The organism is Serratia sp. root2 (assembly GCF_031931805.1).
Taxonomy (GTDB): Bacteria; Pseudomonadota; Gammaproteobacteria; order Enterobacterales; family Enterobacteriaceae; genus Serratia; species Serratia inhibens.
This window is the reverse complement of the sequence record NZ_JAUJXB010000002.1, coordinates 39,591-60,015: the sequence shown is the minus strand read 5'-3', so window position 1 is coordinate 60,015 and position 20,425 is coordinate 39,591. Positions and strand designations below refer to the sequence as shown.

20 protein-coding genes are annotated in these 20,425 nt (G+C 55.7%); 15 read left to right on the top strand and 5 right to left on the bottom strand.

Going from position 1 to position 20,425, the window contains the following annotated elements; translation table 11 throughout:
* The first annotated feature begins 248 nt into the window (after nucleotides 1-248).
* The 3 genes from cysJ to QZQ97_RS14005 all read left to right on the top strand — a co-directional run bounded on the left by cysJ (nucleotide 249) and on the right by QZQ97_RS14005 (nucleotide 4,566).
* Complete coding sequence (cysJ, locus tag QZQ97_RS14015; protein WP_311993970.1) at nucleotides 249-2,048, top strand: NADPH-dependent assimilatory sulfite reductase flavoprotein subunit; 1,800 nt, start codon at nucleotides 249-251, stop codon at nucleotides 2,046-2,048.
* The gene (gene cysI, locus QZQ97_RS14010) at nucleotides 2,048-3,763 is read left to right on the top strand and encodes an assimilatory sulfite reductase (NADPH) hemoprotein subunit (RefSeq protein WP_311993969.1); all 1,716 of its coding nucleotides are present in this window, start codon (nucleotides 2,048-2,050) and stop codon (nucleotides 3,761-3,763) included. The genes cysJ and cysI overlap by 1 nt, the downstream gene beginning before the upstream one ends.
* A gap of 68 nt (nucleotides 3,764-3,831) precedes the next feature.
* Nucleotides 3,832-4,566 carry a phosphoadenylyl-sulfate reductase gene (locus QZQ97_RS14005; RefSeq protein ID WP_311993968.1) on the top strand — a complete coding sequence of 245 codons (735 nt, stop codon included), beginning with the start codon at nucleotides 3,832-3,834 and terminating at the stop codon, nucleotides 4,564-4,566.
* Between the two features lie 63 nt (nucleotides 4,567-4,629).
* On the opposite strand, the gene QZQ97_RS14000 is transcribed toward QZQ97_RS14005, so the two are convergent.
* Nucleotides 4,630-5,700 carry an aminopeptidase gene (locus tag QZQ97_RS14000; protein WP_311993967.1) on the bottom strand — a complete coding sequence of 357 codons (1,071 nt, stop codon included), beginning with the start codon at nucleotides 5,698-5,700 and terminating at the stop codon, nucleotides 4,630-4,632.
* 262 nt (nucleotides 5,701-5,962) lie between these two features.
* Here QZQ97_RS14000 and cysG point away from each other — a divergent pair, with 262 nt between their 5' ends.
* The 5 genes from cysG to QZQ97_RS13975 all read left to right on the top strand — a co-directional run bounded on the left by cysG (nucleotide 5,963) and on the right by QZQ97_RS13975 (nucleotide 10,802).
* Nucleotides 5,963-7,393 carry a siroheme synthase CysG gene (gene cysG / locus QZQ97_RS13995; RefSeq protein ID WP_311993966.1) on the top strand — a complete coding sequence of 477 codons (1,431 nt, stop codon included), beginning with the start codon at nucleotides 5,963-5,965 and terminating at the stop codon, nucleotides 7,391-7,393.
* Nucleotides 7,394-7,402: 9 nt separating this feature from the next.
* Entirely contained in the window at nucleotides 7,403-8,311 is a 909-nt protein-coding gene (gene cysD, locus QZQ97_RS13990) for a sulfate adenylyltransferase subunit CysD (RefSeq protein ID WP_004950261.1), read from the top strand.
* An 11-nt stretch (nucleotides 8,312-8,322) separates the two neighbouring features.
* A complete protein-coding gene (cysN, locus tag QZQ97_RS13985; RefSeq protein WP_311993965.1) occupies nucleotides 8,323-9,768 on the top strand; it encodes a sulfate adenylyltransferase subunit CysN in 1,446 nt (481 codons plus the stop codon).
* A gap of 1 nt (nucleotide 9,769) precedes the next feature.
* On the top strand, nucleotides 9,770-10,399 hold the full coding sequence (cysC, locus tag QZQ97_RS13980) for an adenylyl-sulfate kinase (protein WP_041415890.1): 630 nt from the start codon (nucleotides 9,770-9,772) through the stop codon (nucleotides 10,397-10,399).
* An 85-nt stretch (nucleotides 10,400-10,484) separates the two neighbouring features.
* Nucleotides 10,485-10,802: a DUF3561 family protein gene (locus tag QZQ97_RS13975; protein WP_311993964.1), complete on the top strand. Its 318-nt coding sequence runs from the start codon at nucleotides 10,485-10,487 to the stop codon at nucleotides 10,800-10,802.
* 52 nt (nucleotides 10,803-10,854) lie between these two features.
* Here QZQ97_RS13975 and QZQ97_RS13970 read toward each other — a convergent pair whose 3' ends face one another.
* From QZQ97_RS13970 to QZQ97_RS13960, 3 genes are all read right to left on the bottom strand, one after another.
* The gene (locus QZQ97_RS13970) at nucleotides 10,855-11,577 is read right to left on the bottom strand and encodes an amino acid ABC transporter ATP-binding protein (RefSeq protein WP_311993963.1); all 723 of its coding nucleotides are present in this window, start codon (nucleotides 11,575-11,577) and stop codon (nucleotides 10,855-10,857) included.
* A complete protein-coding gene (locus QZQ97_RS13965) occupies nucleotides 11,561-12,280 on the bottom strand; it encodes an amino acid ABC transporter permease (RefSeq protein WP_044033777.1) in 720 nt (239 codons plus the stop codon). The genes QZQ97_RS13970 and QZQ97_RS13965 overlap by 17 nt, the downstream gene beginning before the upstream one ends.
* A 224-nt stretch (nucleotides 12,281-12,504) precedes the next feature.
* A complete protein-coding gene (locus QZQ97_RS13960; protein ID WP_311993962.1) occupies nucleotides 12,505-13,275 on the bottom strand; it encodes a basic amino acid ABC transporter substrate-binding protein in 771 nt (256 codons plus the stop codon).
* A gap of 404 nt (nucleotides 13,276-13,679) precedes the next feature.
* On the opposite strand from QZQ97_RS13960, the gene ftsB reads away from it, so the two are divergent.
* From ftsB to truD, 4 genes are read left to right on the top strand one after another with little or no spacing between them, the layout of a single operon-like run.
* Nucleotides 13,680-14,000: a cell division protein FtsB gene (ftsB, locus tag QZQ97_RS13955; protein WP_004950270.1), complete on the top strand. Its 321-nt coding sequence runs from the start codon at nucleotides 13,680-13,682 to the stop codon at nucleotides 13,998-14,000.
* A gap of 3 nt (nucleotides 14,001-14,003) precedes the next feature.
* Nucleotides 14,004-14,711, top strand: coding sequence for a 2-C-methyl-D-erythritol 4-phosphate cytidylyltransferase (gene ispD, locus QZQ97_RS13950; protein ID WP_311993961.1), 708 nt, complete (start codon nucleotides 14,004-14,006; stop codon nucleotides 14,709-14,711).
* Nucleotides 14,712-14,721: 10 nt separating this feature from the next.
* Nucleotides 14,722-15,195 carry a 2-C-methyl-D-erythritol 2,4-cyclodiphosphate synthase gene (ispF, locus tag QZQ97_RS13945; protein ID WP_004950274.1) on the top strand — a complete coding sequence of 158 codons (474 nt, stop codon included), beginning with the start codon at nucleotides 14,722-14,724 and terminating at the stop codon, nucleotides 15,193-15,195.
* 3 nt (nucleotides 15,196-15,198) lie between these two features.
* Nucleotides 15,199-16,245, top strand: coding sequence for a tRNA pseudouridine(13) synthase TruD (gene truD / locus QZQ97_RS13940; RefSeq protein ID WP_311993960.1), 1,047 nt, complete (start codon nucleotides 15,199-15,201; stop codon nucleotides 16,243-16,245).
* A gap of 40 nt (nucleotides 16,246-16,285) precedes the next feature.
* Here the strand turns inward: truD and QZQ97_RS13935 are convergent, their stop codons facing one another.
* Entirely contained in the window at nucleotides 16,286-17,398 is a 1,113-nt protein-coding gene (locus QZQ97_RS13935) for an acyltransferase family protein (RefSeq protein ID WP_311993959.1), read from the bottom strand.
* A gap of 281 nt (nucleotides 17,399-17,679) precedes the next feature.
* Here QZQ97_RS13935 and surE point away from each other — a divergent pair, with 281 nt between their 5' ends.
* The 3 genes from surE to nlpD all read left to right on the top strand — a co-directional run bounded on the left by surE (nucleotide 17,680) and on the right by nlpD (nucleotide 20,373).
* Entirely contained in the window at nucleotides 17,680-18,441 is a 762-nt protein-coding gene (gene surE, locus QZQ97_RS13930; protein WP_006323649.1) for a 5'/3'-nucleotidase SurE, read from the top strand.
* Nucleotides 18,435-19,061, top strand: coding sequence for a protein-L-isoaspartate(D-aspartate) O-methyltransferase (locus QZQ97_RS13925; protein ID WP_311993958.1), 627 nt, complete (start codon nucleotides 18,435-18,437; stop codon nucleotides 19,059-19,061). The genes surE and QZQ97_RS13925 overlap by 7 nt, the downstream gene beginning before the upstream one ends.
* A 325-nt stretch (nucleotides 19,062-19,386) precedes the next feature.
* Nucleotides 19,387-20,373, top strand: a complete 987-nt coding sequence (gene nlpD, locus QZQ97_RS13920) for a murein hydrolase activator NlpD (RefSeq protein WP_311993957.1) — start codon at nucleotides 19,387-19,389, stop codon at nucleotides 20,371-20,373.
* Nucleotides 20,374-20,425 lie beyond the last annotated feature (52 nt).

Genomic DNA, 20,425 nt, shown 5'->3' with positions numbered 1-20,425 from the left:
TGTGCTCGGTAACCTTACAAAATCTCCTGATCTTTTCACGACCCCGGACTGAACGAAAAGACAGCGACTGACACTGGCGAGCACCTGGCTGGATAGGTGCCATACCCGTTGCCTTTCAAACTGCAGCGTTGTTACCTGCACTCACTCACCCCGGTTACTTATCTAAGTAAGCGATTGGGGATGAGCGAGTTGGCCGCCTGGCTGCAGCTTGAAATTCATAGGCTATAAGTAAGGAAATAAGTACAGCAATGACGACTCAGGCTCCTCCAACATCTTTGCTCCCGCTGACGCCCGAACAACTGGCGCGCCTGCAGGCGGCGATTGGTGAATATTCACCGACGCAGCTGGCGTGGCTGTCAGGCTATTTCTGGGGAATGGTTAACCAACAACCTGGAGCCGTAGCCATTGCGCCGGCTGCATCCGCTGCCGCCAGCATCACGATAATTTCCGCGTCCCAGACCGGCAATGCGCGCCGCCTGGCGGAGCAGCTGCGTGACGATCTGCTGGCCGCCAAGCTGAGCGTCACTTTGGTGAACGCCGGCGACTACAAGTTCAAGCAGATCGCCCAGGAGCGTCTGCTGGTGATCGTTGCCTCCACGCAGGGGGAGGGCGAGCCGGCGGAAGAGGCGGTTGCGCTGCATAAATTCCTGTTCTCGAAGAAAGCACCCAAACTCAACGAGACGGCGTTTGCAGTCTTCGGGCTGGGGGACACTTCTTACGAGAACTTCTGTCAGTCCGGTAAAGACTTCGACGGCAAGCTGGCCGAACTGGGCGCCGAACGTCTGGTAGAACGCATTGACGCCGATGTGGAGTACCAGGAACTGGCCACGGCCTGGCGCAAGCAGGTAGTAGATGTGCTGAAAGCGCGTGCGCCGGCAGAAAACGTCGCACCGGGCCAGCTTGCCAGCGGAGCGGTTGACCTGCTCGACAGCAGCCCGTACAGCAAGGAACAGCCGCTGACTGCGCAACTGGCCGTGAAGCAAAAAATCACCGGCCGTGGCTCCGATAAAGACGTACGCCACATCGAGATCGATCTGGGCGATTCCGGCCTGCGCTACAAACCGGGTGATGCGCTGGGCGTATGGTTTGATAACGATCCCGCGTTGGTCGACGAACTGGTTCAGTTGCTGTGGCTGAAAGGCGATGAGCCGGTGGCAGTGGAAGGCAAAACCCTGCCGTTGGCCGAAGCGTTGCGCAGCCACTTCGAGCTGACGCAAAACACCACGCCGATTGTCGACAAATATGCCGCGTTGTCGCGTGACGAAAAATTGATTGGCCTGTTGGCGGATAAAACTGCGTTGCAGCATTACGCGCACAATACGCCGATCGTCGACATGGTGCGCCAGGCACCGGCGGATCTCAGCGCCGAGCAGTTGATCGGCCTGCTGCGCCCGTTGACGCCACGTCTGTATTCCATCGCCTCCTCGCAGGCTGAGACCGAAAACGAAGTGCACGTCACCGTTGGCGTCGTACGTTACGACATCGATGGCCGCGCCCGCGCCGGCGGTGCTTCCAGCTTCCTGGCCGATCGCCTGGAAGAAGATGGCGACGTACGGGTTTTCATTGAGCATAACGACAACTTCCGCCTGCCGGCCAACCCGGAAACCCCGGTGATCATGATTGGCCCTGGCACCGGTATCGCGCCGTTCCGCGCCTTTATGCAACAGCGTGACGTCGAGGGTGCCGGCGGCAAGAACTGGTTGTTCTTCGGCAACCCGCACTTCACTGAAGATTTCCTGTATCAGGTTGAATGGCAGCGCTATGTCAAAGAGGGTCTGCTGACCCGCATTGATTTGGCCTGGTCACGTGACCAACAACATAAAGTCTACGTACAAGACAAACTGCGCGAACAGGGTGCGGAAGTGTGGCGCTGGATTCAGGAAGGCGCGCACATTTACGTCTGTGGCGATGCGAACCGCATGGCGAAAGACGTGGAAAACACATTACTGGAACTGGTGGCCGAGCACGGTGGCATGGATACCGAGCTGGCGGATGAATTTTTAAGCGAGCTGCGCCTTGAGCGCCGTTATCAGCGAGATGTTTACTGATGAGTGATAAACACCCGGGGCCTCTGGTGGTCGAAGGCAAACTGACCGATGCCGAGCGTTTGAAGAAAGAAAGCAACTTCCTGCGCGGTACCATCGCCGAAGACTTGAAGGACGGCCTGACCGGCGGTTTCAACGGCGACAACTTCTTGCTGATCCGTTTCCACGGCATGTACCAGCAGGACGACCGTGATATCCGCGCCGAGCGCGCCGAGCAGAAGCTGGAACCGCGTCATGCGATGATGCTGCGCTGCCGTCTGCCGGGAGGGATTATTTCCCCCCAGCAATGGTTGGGCATCGATAAGTTCGCGCAGGAAAGCACGCTGTACGGCAGCATTCGCATCACCAACCGTCAGACCTTCCAGTTCCACGGCATTGTGAAGGGCAACGTCAAGCCGGTTCATCAACTGCTGGGCCGCCTGGGATTGGACGCGCTGGCTACCGCCAACGACGTGAACCGCAATGTGCTTTGCACCTCGAATCCGGTGGAATCCGAGCTGCATCAGGAAGCTTACGAGTGGGCGAAGAAAATCTCCGAGCATCTGTTGCCGCGTACTCGCGCTTATGCGGAAGTATGGTTGGATCAGGAAAAAGTGGCGACCACCGACGAAGAGCCAATCCTCGGTGCGACCTATCTGCCGCGTAAATTCAAGACTACGGTGGTGATCCCGCCGCAGAATGACGTCGATCTGCACGCCAACGACATGAACTTTGTGGCGATCGCCAAGAACGGCAAGCTGGTGGGCTTTAACCTGCTGGTGGGCGGTGGCCTGTCGATTGAACACGGCAACAAAAAAACCTATGCGCGCCAGGCCAGCGAGTTCGGTTACATCCCGCTGGAACACACGCTGGCGGTGGCCGAAGCGGTGGTGACCACCCAGCGCGACTGGGGTAATCGCACCGATCGCAAGAACGCCAAAACCAAATACACGCTGGAACGCGTCGGTGTGGATACCTTCCGCGCCGAAGTGGAAAAACGCGCCGGCATTACCTTTGAACCTATCCGCCCGTACGAATTTACCGGCCGTGGCGATCGTATCGGTTGGGTAAAAGGCATTGATAACCAATGGCACCTGACGCTGTTTATTGAAAATGGCCGCCTGCTGGACTATCCGGGCCGTCCGCTGAAAACCGGTATCGCCGAGATTGCCCGGATTCACAAGGGGGATTTCCGCCTGACCGCCAATCAGAACCTGATCGTTGCCGGCGTGCCGGAAAGCGAGAAGGCGAAGATCGAAGCCCTGGCGCGCGATCATGGTCTGATCGATGATGGGATCAGCGAACAGCGTAAAAACTCGATGGCCTGTGTGTCGTATCCTACCTGCCCGCTGGCGATGGCGGAGGCCGAACGTTTCTTGCCGGAGTTTGTTACCAAGGTGGAAGGGATCATGCATCGGCACGGCGTGGGTGACGAACACATCGTGCTGCGCATCACCGGCTGCCCGAACGGTTGCGGCCGCGCGCTGCTGGCGGAACTGGGCCTGGTGGGCAAGGCAATTGGCCGTTATAACCTGCACCTGGGCGGCAACCGCGAAGGTACGCGCATTCCGCGCATGTACCGTGAAAATATTAATGAAGAAGAAATTCTCAAGGAGATCGACCAACTGGTTGGTCGCTGGGCGAAAGAGCGCACTGCGGGCGAAGGTTTTGGCGATTTCACTATCCGCACCGGCATTGTCAGACCGGTCGTGGATCCGGCGCAGGATTTCTGGGACTGACGTTGCTTGGCCCCTCTGCTGCGGGGCCAAACGGCGCGGTAGAATTCAAGAATCAGGAGGCAGGCAACATGGCTGAATTCGATCTGGCGGCGCTGAATGCGTTGCCCAAGTCTGGACAGGCGCTGAAGCTGGGGGCCGTCAACGGTCAACTGGAAGCCCTTTCCGCCGAGCAACGCGTGGAATGGGCGCTGGAACATCTGCCCGGCGAGTTTGTGCTTTCTTCAAGCTTTGGCATTCAGGCGGCGGTATGTCTGCATCTGGTCACCCGGATCAAGCCGGATATCCCGGTGATCCTCACCGATACCGGTTATCTGTTCCCGGAAACCTACCAGTTTATCGATCAACTGGTCGACAAGCTTAAGCTGAACCTGCAGGTGTTCCGTGCCGAGCCGTCGCCCGCCTGGCAGGAGGCGCGCTATGGCAAGTTGTGGGAGCAGGGCGTTGAAGGTATTGAGAAATACAACCAGATCAACAAGGTTGAACCCATGAACCGTGCGCTGGAGACCCTCGGTGGGCAGACCTGGTTCGCCGGCCTGCGCCGCGAACAATCCGGCAGCCGCGCCAACTTGCCGGTGCTGGCGGTGCAGCGTGGCGTATTCAAAATTCTGCCGATTATCGACTGGGATAACCGCAAGATTTATCAGTACCTGACCGATCACGGCCTGAGTTACCACCCGCTATGGGAGCAAGGCTATCTGTCGGTCGGGGATATCCACACCACGCAGAAATGGGAGCCGGGCATGAGCGAAGAAGAAACCCGTTTCTTCGGCCTCAAGCGCGAGTGCGGTCTGCACGAAGGGTAAGTTTGCAGCTAATTCGTTCAAGGCCCGGCAAAATTTGTCGGGCCTTGTTATTTCTGTTGGCAATTACTTTTTCTGCGCTTTAACCGGGTGCGCCTGCGCCAATTCTTTGATCAGCGGCAACAGGATCTGCACGCTTTCGCGGCTGCGCTTGTCGATCCGGCCCGGCAGATAACGCTCCAGATACTGCAGGTTATCGTACTGCGGGCGATGCCAGGTGATACCCTGCGGGAAATGCGGGCTGAGTGCGCGCTGTTGGTAGCCATTTTTATCACCCAGCGACCAGTTGGTGGCTTCGACCGAAAGCACCGGCATGCCCGCGTTATCAAACACCTCTTGATCCGAGCAACAGCCGATGCCTTTCGGCCATTGTTTGCCGCCAGGATTAGTGGCGGCGGCGATGCCGTAACGGTGGGCGATATCCAGGGCGCGATCGCGACTCTGTTTGGCTATCTTCTTCGGCGTATTGCGGCCGGCATTGAAGTACAGGCGATCGCCGGTCACCAGGCTGTCCAGATTAATCACCAGCACGGTATTGTGTTTTTCTTCCGCACTCATGCGCTGCAGGTAGTTCTGTGCGCCCAGAGAGCCGATCTCCTCGGCGCTGGTGGCGACAAAACGCAGGCCGTAAGCGGTGGGAATGTTCTTTAGGCGTTCCGCCAACTCCAGCATCACGCCAACGCCTGAGGCATTGTCGTCGACGCCTTGCAGCGTCAGCCCGCCGAGGTTGTTGTCCAGATCGGCATCGCTTTGCGGAGTGTAAGTATCAAAATGCGCCACGATCAAGATCTGTTGCGGGCTGCTGCCATTTTTTGCGGCGATAACCGAGCTGGCGGTGACGTTATTCCAGTTCTTTTTGCCGTCCTTGCTGGTGTAGAGATAGCGGGTGTTGAAGCTGCGGATATCGCTTTGATAGCCCATCTTGCCGAACTGCTGTTTAAGATAGTCTGCGGTGAGCAGTTCTGCCGGGCTGCCTGCCATACGGCCGGGGAAATAGGTGGCGATATGGCGAATCTGGTCAGCGGCGAATTTACCCACAGGGGCTTCTTTCACTGCCGGGATAGCGGCCGAAACGCTGAAAACGCCGCCGAGCGCCGCCATCAGCAGGCTCGTCTTCAGGTAAACGCGGGAAAACATACCGAAAAATCCTTCTTTGATATCGGCGATACCGATGATTTTTTTGCGGTGTCCAGTATGAGACGACGCGCGGCATTACACAATTTCTTCGGCTCTTAATTTAGGCGCCGGCGCGCAAACTTTCAGCCCGGTAATCCCCCCTGAACCCTGCGATGCGGCCTATATTCCATAAAGGAACTATTAATTCCTTTTCGTCATTTCAGAGGCTAAATCTCAGCCCGTATAGTCACCCTATCATTCTGCATATTATGAAAAGGCTGTTGTGGACTATCTACCAATATTTGCCGACCTGAAACAACGCCCGGTGCTGGTCGTTGGCGGCGGCGAAGTGGCTGCGCGCAAAGTTGAACTGCTCATGCGTGCTGGGGCTGAAATACGGATAGTTGCGCAGTCGCTCTCACCGGAACTTGAACATCAGCGCCAGCAGGGGCATATCCGCTGGCTGGGGCAGGCTTTTGCCGCGCAACAGCTGGACGATGTTTTCCTGGTGATTGCCGCTACCGACGACGGCGCGCTGAATGCCGAGGTGTTTAGCGAGGCGGATAAACGCCGGGTGCTGGCCAATGTGGTCGACGATCAGCCACGCTGTTCGTTTATCTTCCCGTCGATTATCGATCGCTCACCGCTGGTGGTGGCCGTCTCTTCAAGTGGCCAGGCACCGGTATTGGCGCGCATGCTGCGCGAAAAGCTCGAAGCGCTGTTGCCTGCCAGTCTGGGACAGATGGCGGAGGTGGCCGGGCGGTGGCGCGGCCAGGTGAAGCAACGGCTGAGTTCGATCGGCGAACGTCGTCGCTTTTGGGAGAAAACTTTCGGCGGTCGCTTCTCCACGCTGGTGGCCAATGGCCAGCAGGCACAGGCAGAGCAGCAGTTGGAGCAGGATTTGCAGCAGTTTGCACTGGGCAGCGAAGGCACCCAGGGTGAAATTGCGCTGGTGGGAGCCGGCCCTGGAGACGTGGGGTTGCTGACCCTGCGTGGGCTTCAGGTGATGCAGCAGGCCGATGTGGTGCTGTATGACCATTTGGTTAGCGATGAAATCCTGGATTTGGTGCGTCGCGACGCCGAACGCATCTGCGTGGGTAAACGTGCCGGCGCACACTCGGTGATTCAGGAAGAAACCAACCGTCTGCTGGTGGAACTGGCGCAACAGGGCAAACGCGTGGTGCGGTTGAAGGGGGGCGATCCCTTTATCTTTGGCCGCGGTGGCGAAGAGCTGCAAGTGGCCGCCGCCGCAGGCATTCCGTTCCAGGTCGTGCCGGGCGTAACCGCAGCTGCCGGGGCGACGGCCTATGCCGGCATCCCGCTGACGCACCGTGACCATGCGCAGAGCGTTACCTTTATTACCGGCCACTGTCGCCCCGACGGCGACGGGTTGGATTGGGCCGATCTGGCGCGTGCGCGGCAGACTCTGGCCATCTACATGGGCACCATGAAGGCGGCGGATATCAGCCAGCGCCTGATCGCCCACGGCCGTGCGGCCAGTACGCCGGTCGCGGTGATCAGCCGTGGCACGAGAGCGGACCAACAGGTGCAGATCGGTACCTTGCAACAACTCGAACAATTGGCTCAACAGGCACCGTTACCGGCGCTGCTGGTGATCGGCGAAGTGGTGGAACTGCATCACCAAATCGCCTGGTTTGGGCATCAACCGCAGACGGAAGGGGTATCACGCCCAGCCGTCGTGAATTTGGCTTAAGGATCTGTTATGGACGAAAAACGACTCACTCATTTGCGGCAATTGGAGGCGGAGAGTATCCATATCATCCGTGAAGTCGCCGCTGAATTCGGCAACCCGGTGATGCTCTATTCCATCGGTAAAGACTCTTCCGTGATGCTGCATCTGGCGCGTAAGGCGTTCTATCCGGGCACGCTGCCGTTCCCGTTGCTGCATGTGGATACCGGCTGGAAATTCCGCGAAATGTACGAATTCCGTGACCGCACGGCGAAAGAATACGGTTTTGAACTGCTGATACACAAAAACCCGGAAGGCGTGGCGATGGGCATCAACCCGTTCGTGCACGGCAGCGCCAAGCACACCGATATCATGAAAACCGAAGGCCTGAAGCAGGCGCTGAACAAGTACGGTTTTGACGCCGCTTTTGGCGGGGCACGCCGTGACGAAGAGAAATCGCGCGCCAAAGAGCGCATCTATTCATTCCGCGACCGCTTCCATCGCTGGGACCCGAAAAACCAGCGCCCGGAGCTGTGGCACAACTACAACGGCCAGATCAACAAGGGTGAGAGCATTCGCGTGTTCCCGCTGTCGAACTGGACCGAACTGGATATCTGGCAATATATCTTCCTGGAAAAAATCGACATCGTGCCGCTGTACCTGGCCGCACCGCGTCCGGTGGTAGAACGTGACGGCATGTTGCTGATGGTGGACGACGATCGTATCGATCTGCAGCCAGGCGAAGAGATCAGCCAGCGTATGGTTCGTTTCCGCACCCTGGGCTGCTGGCCGCTGACCGGTGCGGTGGAGTCGGAGGCGGAAACGCTGCCGGAGATCATCGAAGAGATGTTGGTATCCACCACCAGTGAGCGCCAGGGACGGATGATCGATCGCGATCAGTCTGGCTCGATGGAGCTGAAGAAGCGTCAAGGGTATTTCTAAGGAGCCGCCGGATGAAGACTATAGTTTCTCAAAACCAGGCAATTGCCAAACAAATCGCTGAGCAGGGCGGGGTAGAGTCTTACTTGCATGCACAGCAACATAAAAGCCTGTTACGGTTCCTGACTTGCGGCAGCGTCGACGATGGCAAAAGCACCCTGATCGGTCGCCTGCTGCACGATACTCGCCAGATCTACGAAGATCAGCTGTCTACGCTGCACAGTGACAGCAAGCGTATCGGCACCCAAGGCGAGAAGCTCGATCTGGCGCTGTTGGTGGACGGCCTGCAGGCCGAGCGCGAGCAGGGCATTACCATCGACGTGGCTTATCGTTATTTCTCGACCGAAAAACGCAAGTTTATTATCGCCGATACACCGGGGCATGAGCAGTACACCCGTAATATGGCGACCGGCGCTTCCACCTGCGATCTGGCGATCCTGCTGATCGATGCGCGCAAAGGGGTGTTGGATCAAACCCGCCGACACAGTTTTATCGCTACGCTGCTGGGGATTCGTCACCTGGTGGTGGCGGTCAACAAAATGGATCTGGTGGACTATAAAGAGTCGGTGTTCGAGCAGTTTAAACAGGACTACCTGACCTTTGCGCAACAGTTGCCGAACGATCTGGACATCAAATTTGTGCCGCTGTCGGCGCTCGACGGCGACAACGTCGCGACCGAAAGCGCGCATATGCCCTGGTACAGCGGCCCGACGCTGCTGCAAGTATTGGAAACCGTGGATGTGATCAGCGAGCGTGAAGCACAGCCGCTGCGCTTCCCGGTGCAATACGTCAACCGACCGAATCTGGATTTCCGCGGCTACGCGGGCACGCTGTCGGCCGGTGTGGTGCGCGTGGGCCAACGCGTGAAGGTACTGCCTTCAGGCGTGGAATCCACCGTAGCGCGCATCGTCACCTTTGATGGCGATTTGCAGGAGGCGGTTCCGGGTGAAGCCATTACGCTGGTGCTGAAAGACGAAGTGGACATCAGCCGCGGCGATCTGCTGGTCGATGCCGGGGAAACCCTGCAGGCGGCGCAAAGCGCGCTGGTCGACGTGGTGTGGATGGCTGAAAAGCCACTTCTTCCGGGCCAGAGCTATGACATTAAAGTCGCGGGTAAAAAGACCCGTGCGCGCGTGGAAGGTATTCGCCACCAGGTAGAAATCAACTCGCTGGCGCAGCATCAGGCGGATACCTTGCCGTTGAACGGCATCGGTTTGGTGGAGCTGACTTTTGACGAGCCGTTGGTGCTGGACAGCTATCAGCGCAACCATGATACCGGTGGGCTGATCTTTATCGATCGCCTGAGCAACGTTACGGTCGGCGCCGGTCTGATCCGCGAAACCTTGCATGGCGCGCAGGCGTTGGCGGGGGACCATAGTGCGTTCGAGCTGGAACTGAACGCCCTGGTGCGCAAACACTTCCCGCATTGGGGTGCGCGCGACCTGCTTGGGGGCAAATAACGTGACCGAGGATCAACAACGGCCCACCGGGCCGGATGATGACAATGTGGTCTGGCATCCGCATGCGGTAGCGCGTGCGGATCGCGAAGCCCGCAACGGTCATAAAGGCGTGGTGCTGTGGTTTACCGGGCTATCCGGTTCGGGTAAATCCACCGTTGCCGGCGCTCTGGAGCAGGCGCTGCACGCGCTTGGCGTCAGTACCTATCTGCTGGACGGCGATAATGTGCGTCACGGCCTGTGCCGCGATCTGGGCTTCTCAGATGACGATCGGCGTGAGAATATCCGTCGCGTTGGCGAAGTGGCGAAGCTGATGGTGGATGCCGGGTTGGTGGTGCTGACCGCGTTTATTTCCCCGCATCGTGCTGAACGGCAAATGGTACGTGAACTGCTCGATAGCGATCGTTTTATCGAGGTGTTTGTCGATACCCCGTTGGCGATTTGCGAAGCGCGCGATCCGAAGGGATTATACAAAAAAGCGCGTGCCGGCGAGCTGCGTAATTTCACCGGGATCGACTCGGTTTACGAGGCGCCGCAGCAGCCCGATATTCACCTTGATGGCCAACAATTGGTAACAAATTTGATTGCGCAATTGTTAGACGTGTTGCGTGGTCGGGCTATTATCAAACCCTGAATTCAAAAAAGCGTGTGGCGTTTTTGCGTCGCACGCTTTTTACGCTAAGCCCGCCGCAGAGCGCGCCGAATAACCAGGGATTACTATGCAAAATGTCTCGCCTGTTTTGATCGACTCAACGCCTGAAAAAGAGGAACCCTCGTATTCTTTCCTGGGCGGCGTCTGCGGCTTTGTTTTTTACTGGCTGGCGTTCGCGGTGCCGTTTCTGGTTTACGGTTCTAACACCCTGTTTTTTCTTCTCTACACCTGGCCGTTCTTCCTGGCCCTGATGCCGGTATCGGTGCTGATTGGCATTACGCTCAGCATGTTGCTGCGTGGCAGACTCCTCCTGACGCTGTTGCTGACCGGCGCTATCGTGCTGTGTCTATTCTGGCTGGTATTCAGTTTTCTGACTGGCTGGTGAGGGAACGGGCGCAGTAGCCTGCGCCCGGAGCATTGCAAAGCGGTGCGGAAGGTTACAAAATTTTGCTCAAAAAAGCCTGAGTGCGCAGATTGGTCGGTTGGTTGAAAATCTGCTGCGGCGAGCCTTCTTCCTGAATGATGCCCTGATCGATAAATAACACCCGATCGGCCACTTCGCGGGCAAAGCCCATCTCATGCGTCACCACGACCATCGTCATGCCTTCGTGCGCCAATGACTTCATCACCGCCAGCACTTCACCAACCAACTCGGGATCCAGTGCGGAGGTAGGTTCGTCGAACAGCATGATTTTCGGCTCCATCGCCAGCGCGCGGGCAATGGCTACACGCTGTTGCTGACCGCCGGACAGACTGTTGGGATAGGCATCAATTTTGTCCAGCAGCCCCACCTTTTGCAGCAGCGCCTCTGCCCGTACTATGGCATCGGCGCGCGACAGTTTTTTCACACCGATAGGTGCCATGATGATGTTCTCCAGCACCGTCATATGCGGGAACAGGTTAAAGCGTTGAAACACCATGCCCACGCTTTCACGCATTTTATTGAGATCGGTTTTCTGGCTATGTATGGCAAAACCGTTGACCAGGATCTCACCGCCGGACAGGGTCTCGAGCGCGTTGATACAGCGCAGGAAAGTGCTTTTTCCTGAGCCGGACGGGCCGATGACGCAGACCACTTCGTTCGCTGCGATCTCGCAGGATATGCCGCGCAGTACGTGACTTTCGCCGAATTGTTTTTGCAGGTTATGTACGCGAATCACTTTTCCCGAACCTCTTTTCCATGTGTTGCACCATCAGCGAAAGCAGGAAGGTGAGGACCCAATAAACCAGCGAAATGGTCAGGTAGGGCTCCCAATAAGTGGCATAGGCACCGGAAACCGTGCGGGCGGCATAGGCCAGATCGGCAAGACCGATGGCGGAGGCCAGCGAGGAGTCCTTGACGATGGCTATGGCATTGTTGCCCAATGGCGGCAGCATGCGGCGGAACGCCTGCGGCAGGATCACTTTGCGCATGGTTTTACCGTAGCTCATGCCCAGCGAACGCGAAGCTTCCATCTGGCCACGATCGATAGATTGAATGCCGGCGCGGAAAATTTCCGAGACGTAGGCACCTGCGTTGAGCGTAATCGCCACGACGCAGGAGAGAAATGCGCCGTAGTCGGAGCGCAGCGCACGGGCGAAGTCGGTGCTCATCAGACCGCTGGTGACCAACAGGCCGTCACGTGGGTTGATAAACAGCGGTACCAGCGCGAAGTGAACCACCATAATCTGTACAAACAGCGGTGTACCACGGAAGGCGCTGATGTAGATGCGCACCGGCCACTGAACGCCGTAATGCAGTATCGGTTTCCAGATGCCGTGTGGCGCCTGCGCCAGACGGCCTAACCCGAGGATCAGCCCCCAGGTGGTGCCCAATATCACGCAGATAATGGTGCATTTGATGGTCATCCAGGCGCCTTCCATAAACAGCGGGGCGTACTCCTGGATAATCTCCCAACGGAAATTCAAGGTCTGATCCTTATTTAAGAATGTTAAGGCTGCTGCGTGTCGTCACCTTGGGATAGGGGCACTACTCGCCATCCTCATGGACTATGTACCCACTCCGGTGGCCGTTCGCTGTCCGCACCCAATATGACGTAACTCGCTACGCCTGTTTACAGCCTTCGGCGCTGACGAGCGCCAGTCGATTATTCAGCCGGCAGCGTCGGCACGTTACTGTCAAACCAGGTCTGATAGATTTTGGCGTAAGTGCCATCGGCGACGATTTTCTTCAGGCCGGCATTGATTTTGCCGCGCAGTTCGTCATTGCCTTTGGCTACGGCGATACCGAAATATTGACGTTCGAATTTGGTATCAGACACCAGTTTGAACTCTTTTTCCGGATGGGTTTTGATGTAGAACTTGGCCACGCCGACGTCGCCCACGGCTGCGCCGATGCCGTCTTCATACAGCTCTTGCAGCATTAACGGGGTATTGTCGAAACGTTTGATGGCGGTGCTGTTTTTACCCAACACGTCGGACACCACGATGTCGCCGGTGCTGGAGTTCACGACGCCGACCTTCAGCGCTTTCAGTGCGGCGATAGAGTCTACGCTGGAGTCTTTAGGTACCACGATAGCCTGTTCTGCCGGGAAGTAAGGTGCAGAGAAATCAACCATTTGTTTACGTTTGTCGGTAATGGTGATGCCGGAAATAATGATGTCGCGATCGCCTGAGTTCAGCGTAGCGAAGATGCCTTCCCACGGCGTATTCACCAGTTTGACCTGAAAGTTTTCGGCCTTGGCCACGGCCTTGATGATATCGATATCGAAGCCTTCCAGCTGTTTGCTGCTGTTTTCGAATTCAAACGGACGGTAGGTGCCGCCAGAGCCGACGACGTAGGTAGGCTCAGCCGCCAGGACTGAGGCCGACAGGGTGGCGGCCAGACAGGCGCCAATCACAACTAAAGATTTAAACATCGCTATCCCCGGTAATTAAAAGTTATTCACTGGATTTATTTATGCACTATGAGTGCATAAAAATAATATTTAATGAATAAAAACACAACCACTACCTGAGGGTGAAATTTTTAATGGTGTTAAATATTCACTTTTTGCTCATGGCTGGCGGAAGCTTTGGTAAAATTGGCAGGCAGCCAGTTGTTCTTACTGCATAACCGGAAAAACGCTGAAGGGGAGAATGTTGTGGCGTCGGCTGGTTTTTCTATGGCGAAAGTGTTTTTTTTTGCCGCTTTCGAAGTGAATTTAGGTTATAAACTCAGGAAATTCTCATCCTTACTCTGAATTTGGCAGTGAATGCCGCTCTCAGTGTGGAGTCCAACGAAAAGTTGTGGGATGATTGGTCGGTTTTTCAGGGGGCGGAGATGGGAAAACTTACGCTGCTATTGCTGGCATTGCTCGGTTGGTTACAGTATTCACTGTGGCTGGGTAAAAATGGTGTTCACGATTACGTGCGGGTCAATGAGGACGTTGCGCTCCAACAGGGCAGCAATGCTAAATTGAAAGCGCGTAACGATCAGTTGTTTGCCGAAATCGACGATTTGAACGGTGGTCAGGAAGCAATCGAAGAGCGTGCGCGCAATGAACTGAGCATGATTAAGCCCGGTGAAACGTTCTATCGTCTGGTTCCAGATCAATCAAGACGCAATGCGGCGTCCTCCTCGCAAAATAACGTACAAAAGTAACGAATGAATCACTCTGCAGGCACCTTTCCATCGGTGATTGCCGTCTTGCCCGCTGCCGGTGTCGGCAGCCGCATGCAGGCGAATTGCCCGAAACAATATCTAACCATCGGTAAGCAAACCATCCTTGAACACGCGATCCACGCGTTGCTGCGTCATCCGCGCATTCCGCAGGTGATTGTGGCGATCGGTCCTGACGATCGGCAGTTCTGCCAGTTACCTATTGCCCAGGATCCCCGTGTACGAGTGACCGTTGGCGGCCGCCAACGCGCCGATTCGGTGATGGCTGGGTTGCAACTGGCCGGTGAGGCCGAGTGGGTCTTGGTGCATGACGCCGCACGCCCCTGCTTGCACGCAGGAGATCTCGATCGTCTGCTGGCGATCACCGAACACAGCAAAGTTGGCGGCATTCTGGCCGCGCCGGTGCGCGACACCATGAAGCGTGCGGAGCCTGGGCAGGAGGCTATCTCCCATACCGTTGAACGCCAGGACCTGTGGCATGCGCTTACGCCGCAACTCTTCCCGCTGCAGTTGCTCAAACTTTGTTTGCAGCGCGCGCTGGACGATGAAGCGGTAGTCACCGATGAAGCTTCTGCGCTGGAGCATTGCGGTTATCACCCGCTGCTGATCGCAGGGCGCTCGGACAATATTAAAGTCACGCGGCCGGAGGATTTGGCGCTGGCGGCGTTTTATTTAACCCGGTTGGACGATTAAGGAGCGCATTATGCGTATCGGTCACGGTTTTGACGTACATAAATTTGGCGGCGAAGGGCCGCTGGTGATCGGTGGTGTTCGCATCCCTTATGAGAAAGGTTTGCTGGCCCACTCGGACGGTGACGTGGCTTTGCATGCGGCGACCGATGCTCTGCTGGGGGCGGCGGCGCTTGGGGATATCGGCAAACTGTTCCCGGACACCGATCCGGCTTTCAAAGGCGCCGACAGCCGTGAACTGCTGCGTGAAGCCTGGAAACGCATTCGCGCCAAAGGCTACCGCCTGGGGAACCTGGATATCACCATTATTGCCCAGGCGCCCAAAATGGCGCCGCATATTCCGCAGATGCGTATTTTTCTGGCGGAAGACCTGCAGTGCCATATGGATGACGTCAACGTTAAAGCCACGACCACCGAACAGCTTGGTTTTACCGGGCGCGGCGAGGGCATTGCCTGCGAAGCGGTTGCCTTGTTGATCAAGGAATAACGCATGGATATGGCTAATCTGACCTGGCTGTATGGCCAACCGCAAAGCACCGGGGTGTTGAAAGCCAGCCCGGAAGATTTCGTGGTGGTGGAAGATCTGGGCTTTGAACCGGACGGTGAAGGCGAACATGTGTTGGTGAACATTCGCAAGAGCGGGTGTAACACCCAGTTTGTCGCCGACTATCTGGCGCGTTTTGCCGGCATTCATCCCCGTTCGGTAAGCTATGCCGGCCTGAAAGATCGCCATGCGGTGACCGAACAATGGTTCTGTTTGCATCTGCCGGGCAAGGAAACGCCCGATTTCAGCCAGTTCTCGCTGGAGGGCTGCGAAGTGTTGACCAGTGCCCGGCATCTGCGAAAAATGCGCATCGGCACGCTAAAAGGCAATGCTTTTACTCTGGTACTGCGTCAGATCTCCGATCGTCAGGATGTCGAACAGCGTCTGCAGGCCATTGCGGCAGGTGGCGTGCCGAACTACTTCGGCAGCCAGCGTTTTGGTCGCGGTGGCAATAACCTGGTCATGGCGCGCCGTTGGGCGAATGATGAGATCCGGGTTAAAGAACGCAGCAAGCGCAGTTTTTATCTTTCCGCCAGCCGTAGTGCGCTGTTTAATCTGATCGCCAGCCAGCGCTTGGCCAATCAACAACACCGTAAGGTACTGGAAGGGGATGCGCTGCAACTCCATGGTCGCGGTAGTTGGTTTGTCGCCAAACCGGATGAGCTGACTGAGTTGCAACAGCGGCTGGATGCCGGTGAACTGCTGATTACCGCGCCGTTGCCGGGCGACGGCGAACCGGGTACCGCTGGGGAAGCGCTGGATTTTGAACGGCAGTGTTTAGTGGAACAGCCGGAGCTGATGGCGTTGTTAAAACGTGAACGCGTTGATCCGGCTCGACGTGCGATGCTGTTGCTGCCGCAAAAGATACAGTGGAGTTGGTGGGATGACGCCACCGTCGAATTGCGCTTTTGGCTGCCGGCCGGCAGTTTTGCCACCAGCGTGGTGCGCGAAATCATGCGGCAAGATAGCGATGACGTGGATATTGGCGAGTAATAACAGAAAACCTGCATATGCAGGTTTTTTTATCTGTGCCTTAGCGTGGAGTAACGAGCTTTTTTTCGGTTTTTAACTTTATCTCTTTCACCTCGGCTGGCGGTCTGCCGGAAAAACGTTTCTTTAACCATTCATAGCAGGGCTTCTCGAAGAAGCGATGAGTGAGCTGTGACAAGATTAACGTCAAGGCGATAAAGACCATGAGTTTTATTGCAAGTGGTAAATCCAGCGGAGCGAGTACCCCTCCCATAACTAAAATAATGGGGGTATGTATAAGGTAAACAGAATAGCTGATATCACCAAACCAGACCGGAATTCGGCTGCCAATCACCTGATGAAACCATGAATTTAACGTCGCCAGGCTTAAAATAAGCAACGCGATAAGCGGGATTGGCAAGAAGCTTAATTTTCCGATCGGGTTTTTTTGATAAACCAAATACACAACGGCTGTGAAAAGAATGAAATCAAGGCAGCCAATAATAGATTTTCGCCCACGACTGAGTTCTATCTGCCGAATGCCTTGTGCCATACGACAAACGGCAACCCCCAGCGCGACCCCGGCGATGCATCTGACAAAGCCGGCGGTGACAGCACCATATATCATTTCATGACCGACCATCAGCGAACCGAAGGATGTATATAAAACGGTGTAGCACATTAAGGCGATAAATAGCAGCTGATTGGTTTTTGCACGACGGATAAACCAGGGGACCAGAAAGACGGAAACCCAAAACTCGGCGGATATTGACCAGCTTGGGTCATTCCAACTCCAGTTGTTGACAAAGCCCATGTTCTGCAGGAGAAAAATATTGGCGATACCAGAAAGAAGCGGTTCATCAAAGGGCAATGCGCGTTGCGTCAACAAATAAACGATACCAACGGCTGCCATCGTTACAATGTGCAGTGGATACATGCGTGCAAAGCGATAGAAGATAAATTTTCTATCGCTCATCGAGCCTGAAGATAGGGCTTGGCCATAAACATGAGTCAGCACAAACCCCGAAAGGATAAAAAAGAAATCCATGGAGATGTACGCGTTTTGGAATGGGTAGTCACGCCAGCCAAATTGGCTACCAAAAAAATGGCTTAATGCCACGGTTAACGCAAAAATGCCGCGCAAACCGTCCAAATATTTTAGTCTTGCTAACGGCATTGAAAGGGATGAACCTTGAAATAATTGTTTCGTGATAATACGAAATTGCGACTGTAGTGTCAGGTTTTCGTAAGGAATGTGTGATTTACCTCTAGGGTTTACTCAGGTAAGGAGCCGTGAGCGCAAAACGGTCTTTCCCTTTGGTTACTGGACACGCCGGGGGGAGTAAACATAATATCTGCTGGTTAGGCGCCGCCTTTGGGGTGGTCACTCCTGGTATTTAATTGCCTGGCTGCGTTAAGCGCTGCCCGGTTGAGAGAGATAAAAGAAGACAACCTCTTATGCGGATATTGCTGAGTAATGACGACGGAGTTACCGCCCCAGGTATTCAGGTGCTGGCGGCGGCGCTGCGAGAATTCGCTGAGGTGCAGGTTGTGGCGCCCGATCGTAACCGCAGCGGTTCTTCCAATGCGTTGACGCTGGAATCGCCGCTGCGCACCCTGACGTTGCCCAATGGTGACATTGCAGTGCAACAGGGAACGCCGACCGACTGCGTGTATCTGGGAGTGAATGCCTTGATGCAGCCTGCGCCGGACATCGTGGTTTCCGGCATCAACGCCGGGCCCAATCTTGGCGATGACGTTATCTATTCCGGCACCGTAGCCGCTGCCATGGAGGGGCGCCATCTGGGCTTGCCCGCGTTGGCGGTGTCGTTGAACGGCCATCAGCATTACGCTACTGCTGCGGCGATCACCTGCCGCGTGCTGCGCGCTTTACAGCGTGAACCGTTGCGAACGGGGAAAATTCTGAATATTAACGTGCCGGATTTGCCGCTCGACCAGATCAAAGGCATTCGCGTGACCCGCTGCGGCAGCCGCCACCCGGCAGACAAAGTGTTCTGCCAGCAGGATCCGCGTGGGCAAAACCTCTATTGGATCGGGCCACCGGGTGATAAGTTTGATGCCGGGCCGGACACGGATTTCGCTGCTGTGGAGCAAGGGTATGTGGCGATTACGCCCTTACAGGTGGATTTAACCGCCTATGCAGCCCAGGACGTGGTAAAAACGTGGTTAACCAAAGCAGGGGTTGGCGGGGAATGGTGAACAAGCGTATGCAAACATTGCTGACGCAGCTGCGTCAACAGGGGATCCAGGAAGAAAGGTTGCTGCAAGCGATAGAAGCGGTGCCGCGTGAACGCTTTGTTGACGAGGCACTTGAACACAAAGCCTATGAAAATACTGCGCTGCCCATCGGCTCTGGCCAAACCATTTCCCAGCCTTATATGGTTGCGCGAATGACCGAGTTGTTAAATCTGACGCCAACTTCAAGAGTATTGGAAATAGGCACAGGTTCCGGTTATCAAACCGCTATTCTGGCGCATCTGGTACAGCATGTCTGTTCCGTCGAACGCATCAAAGGGCTGCAATGGCAGGCCAAGCGCCGTTTGAAACAGCTGGATCTTCACAATGTCTCTACACGTCATGGCGACGGCTGGCAGGGTTGGGCGTCGCGCGGTCCGTTTGATGCCATTATCGTTACTGCGGCGCCGCCGGAAATCCCGCCGGCGCTGATGGAACAGCTGGATGACGGCGGCATTCTCGTGTTGCCGGTGGGGGAACAGACCCAAATCCTCAAGCGCATTCAACGTCAGGGCAATGATTTTGTCATCGATACCGTCGAAGCGGTGCGTTTTGTACCCTTGGTTAAGGGTGAACTGGCCTAAGGATTGTCTGAATTTTAGGCGCAAAATGAAATCTGTTGCACTTTCATCACCTCCGGTTAAGGTTTTAGCGTTTCAATAAAGTTAATTTTCAATACAATTGCCTTTCTGCGTAGTTGTCTTATGGTGCGGCACCGCTAATGTGGTTAGCATTGGCGCGCTGTTTTGAGGCTCCGGCAGGAGATTTCCTGGCATTCAGGGATCGGCCGCGGGCACCTTTCATCGCAGAAACTGAGAGAGTGGTAAAAGCTCAGCTACGATGTAAAGGGTATTTTGGATATATCGCTGATATTGCTGTCATGGGGGAAGCATGAGCACGGGAAGCCCAATGATTACTTTACGCCGGGTTGCGGTGTGTACGATGGTAAGTTTGTGGTTGGCAGGTTGTACGAATGATGCATCGACATCAGCCCCTATCAGTAGTGTGGGCGGTGGCGCAGCCGCTGCATCCGGCAACGCCGGAGCAAACGCAAGTCCTGAAGGGCGCATCGTTTACAGCCGCAGTTACAATTCAATTCCCAAAGGGAGCTACAGCGGTAATACCTACACGGTAAAAAGAGGCGATACGCTATTTTACATCGCGTGGATCACCGGGAACGATTTCCGTGACCTGGCGCAACGTAATAATATTCCTGAGCCATACAGTTTGAATGTGGGGCAAAGCATTCAGCTTGGTAATGGTTCTGCCAACGGAAACGGTGGCATGCTGGCGGCGACAGACGCAACCAGCGGCGGTGTTCCGAAGCCGCCGTCCACTACGCAGATACAAACTGCAACGGTTGATTCTCCATCAACTAACGCGTATTCTGATAATTCGGGTAAACAGAATGTAGGTAAGATGTTACCTGCAGCAGGTGCAGTAGCGGCAACCACCGCAGCAGCGCCTGTTACCGCGCCGGTCGTTGCTCCACCAGTGAGCAGCACCGTCAGTAACAGCTCGCCAGTGAGTACCTGGAGATGGCCAACTGACGGTAAGATCATTGATAACTTTTCCTCATCAGAAGGTGGGAATAAAGGTGTCGATATCGCCGGTTCTCGTGGGCAGCCGATCTTCGCTACCGCCGATGGTCGCGTAGTGTATGCAGGCAACGCTTTACGGGGTTACGGTAATCTTATCATCATCAAACACAATGATGATTACCTGAGCGCCTACGCTCACAACGACACAATGCTGGTCCGGGAACAACAAGAAGTGAAGGCGGGTCAAAAAATAGCAACCATGGGTAGCACCGGAACCAGTTCAGTACGTTTGCATTTTGAAATTCGTTACAAGGGGAAATCCGTAAACCCGCTGCGTTTTCTTCCGCAGCGATAGATTGGGCAGAATACGCTGATATTCTGCTCGCGGTATCACGGGTAGGAGCAGC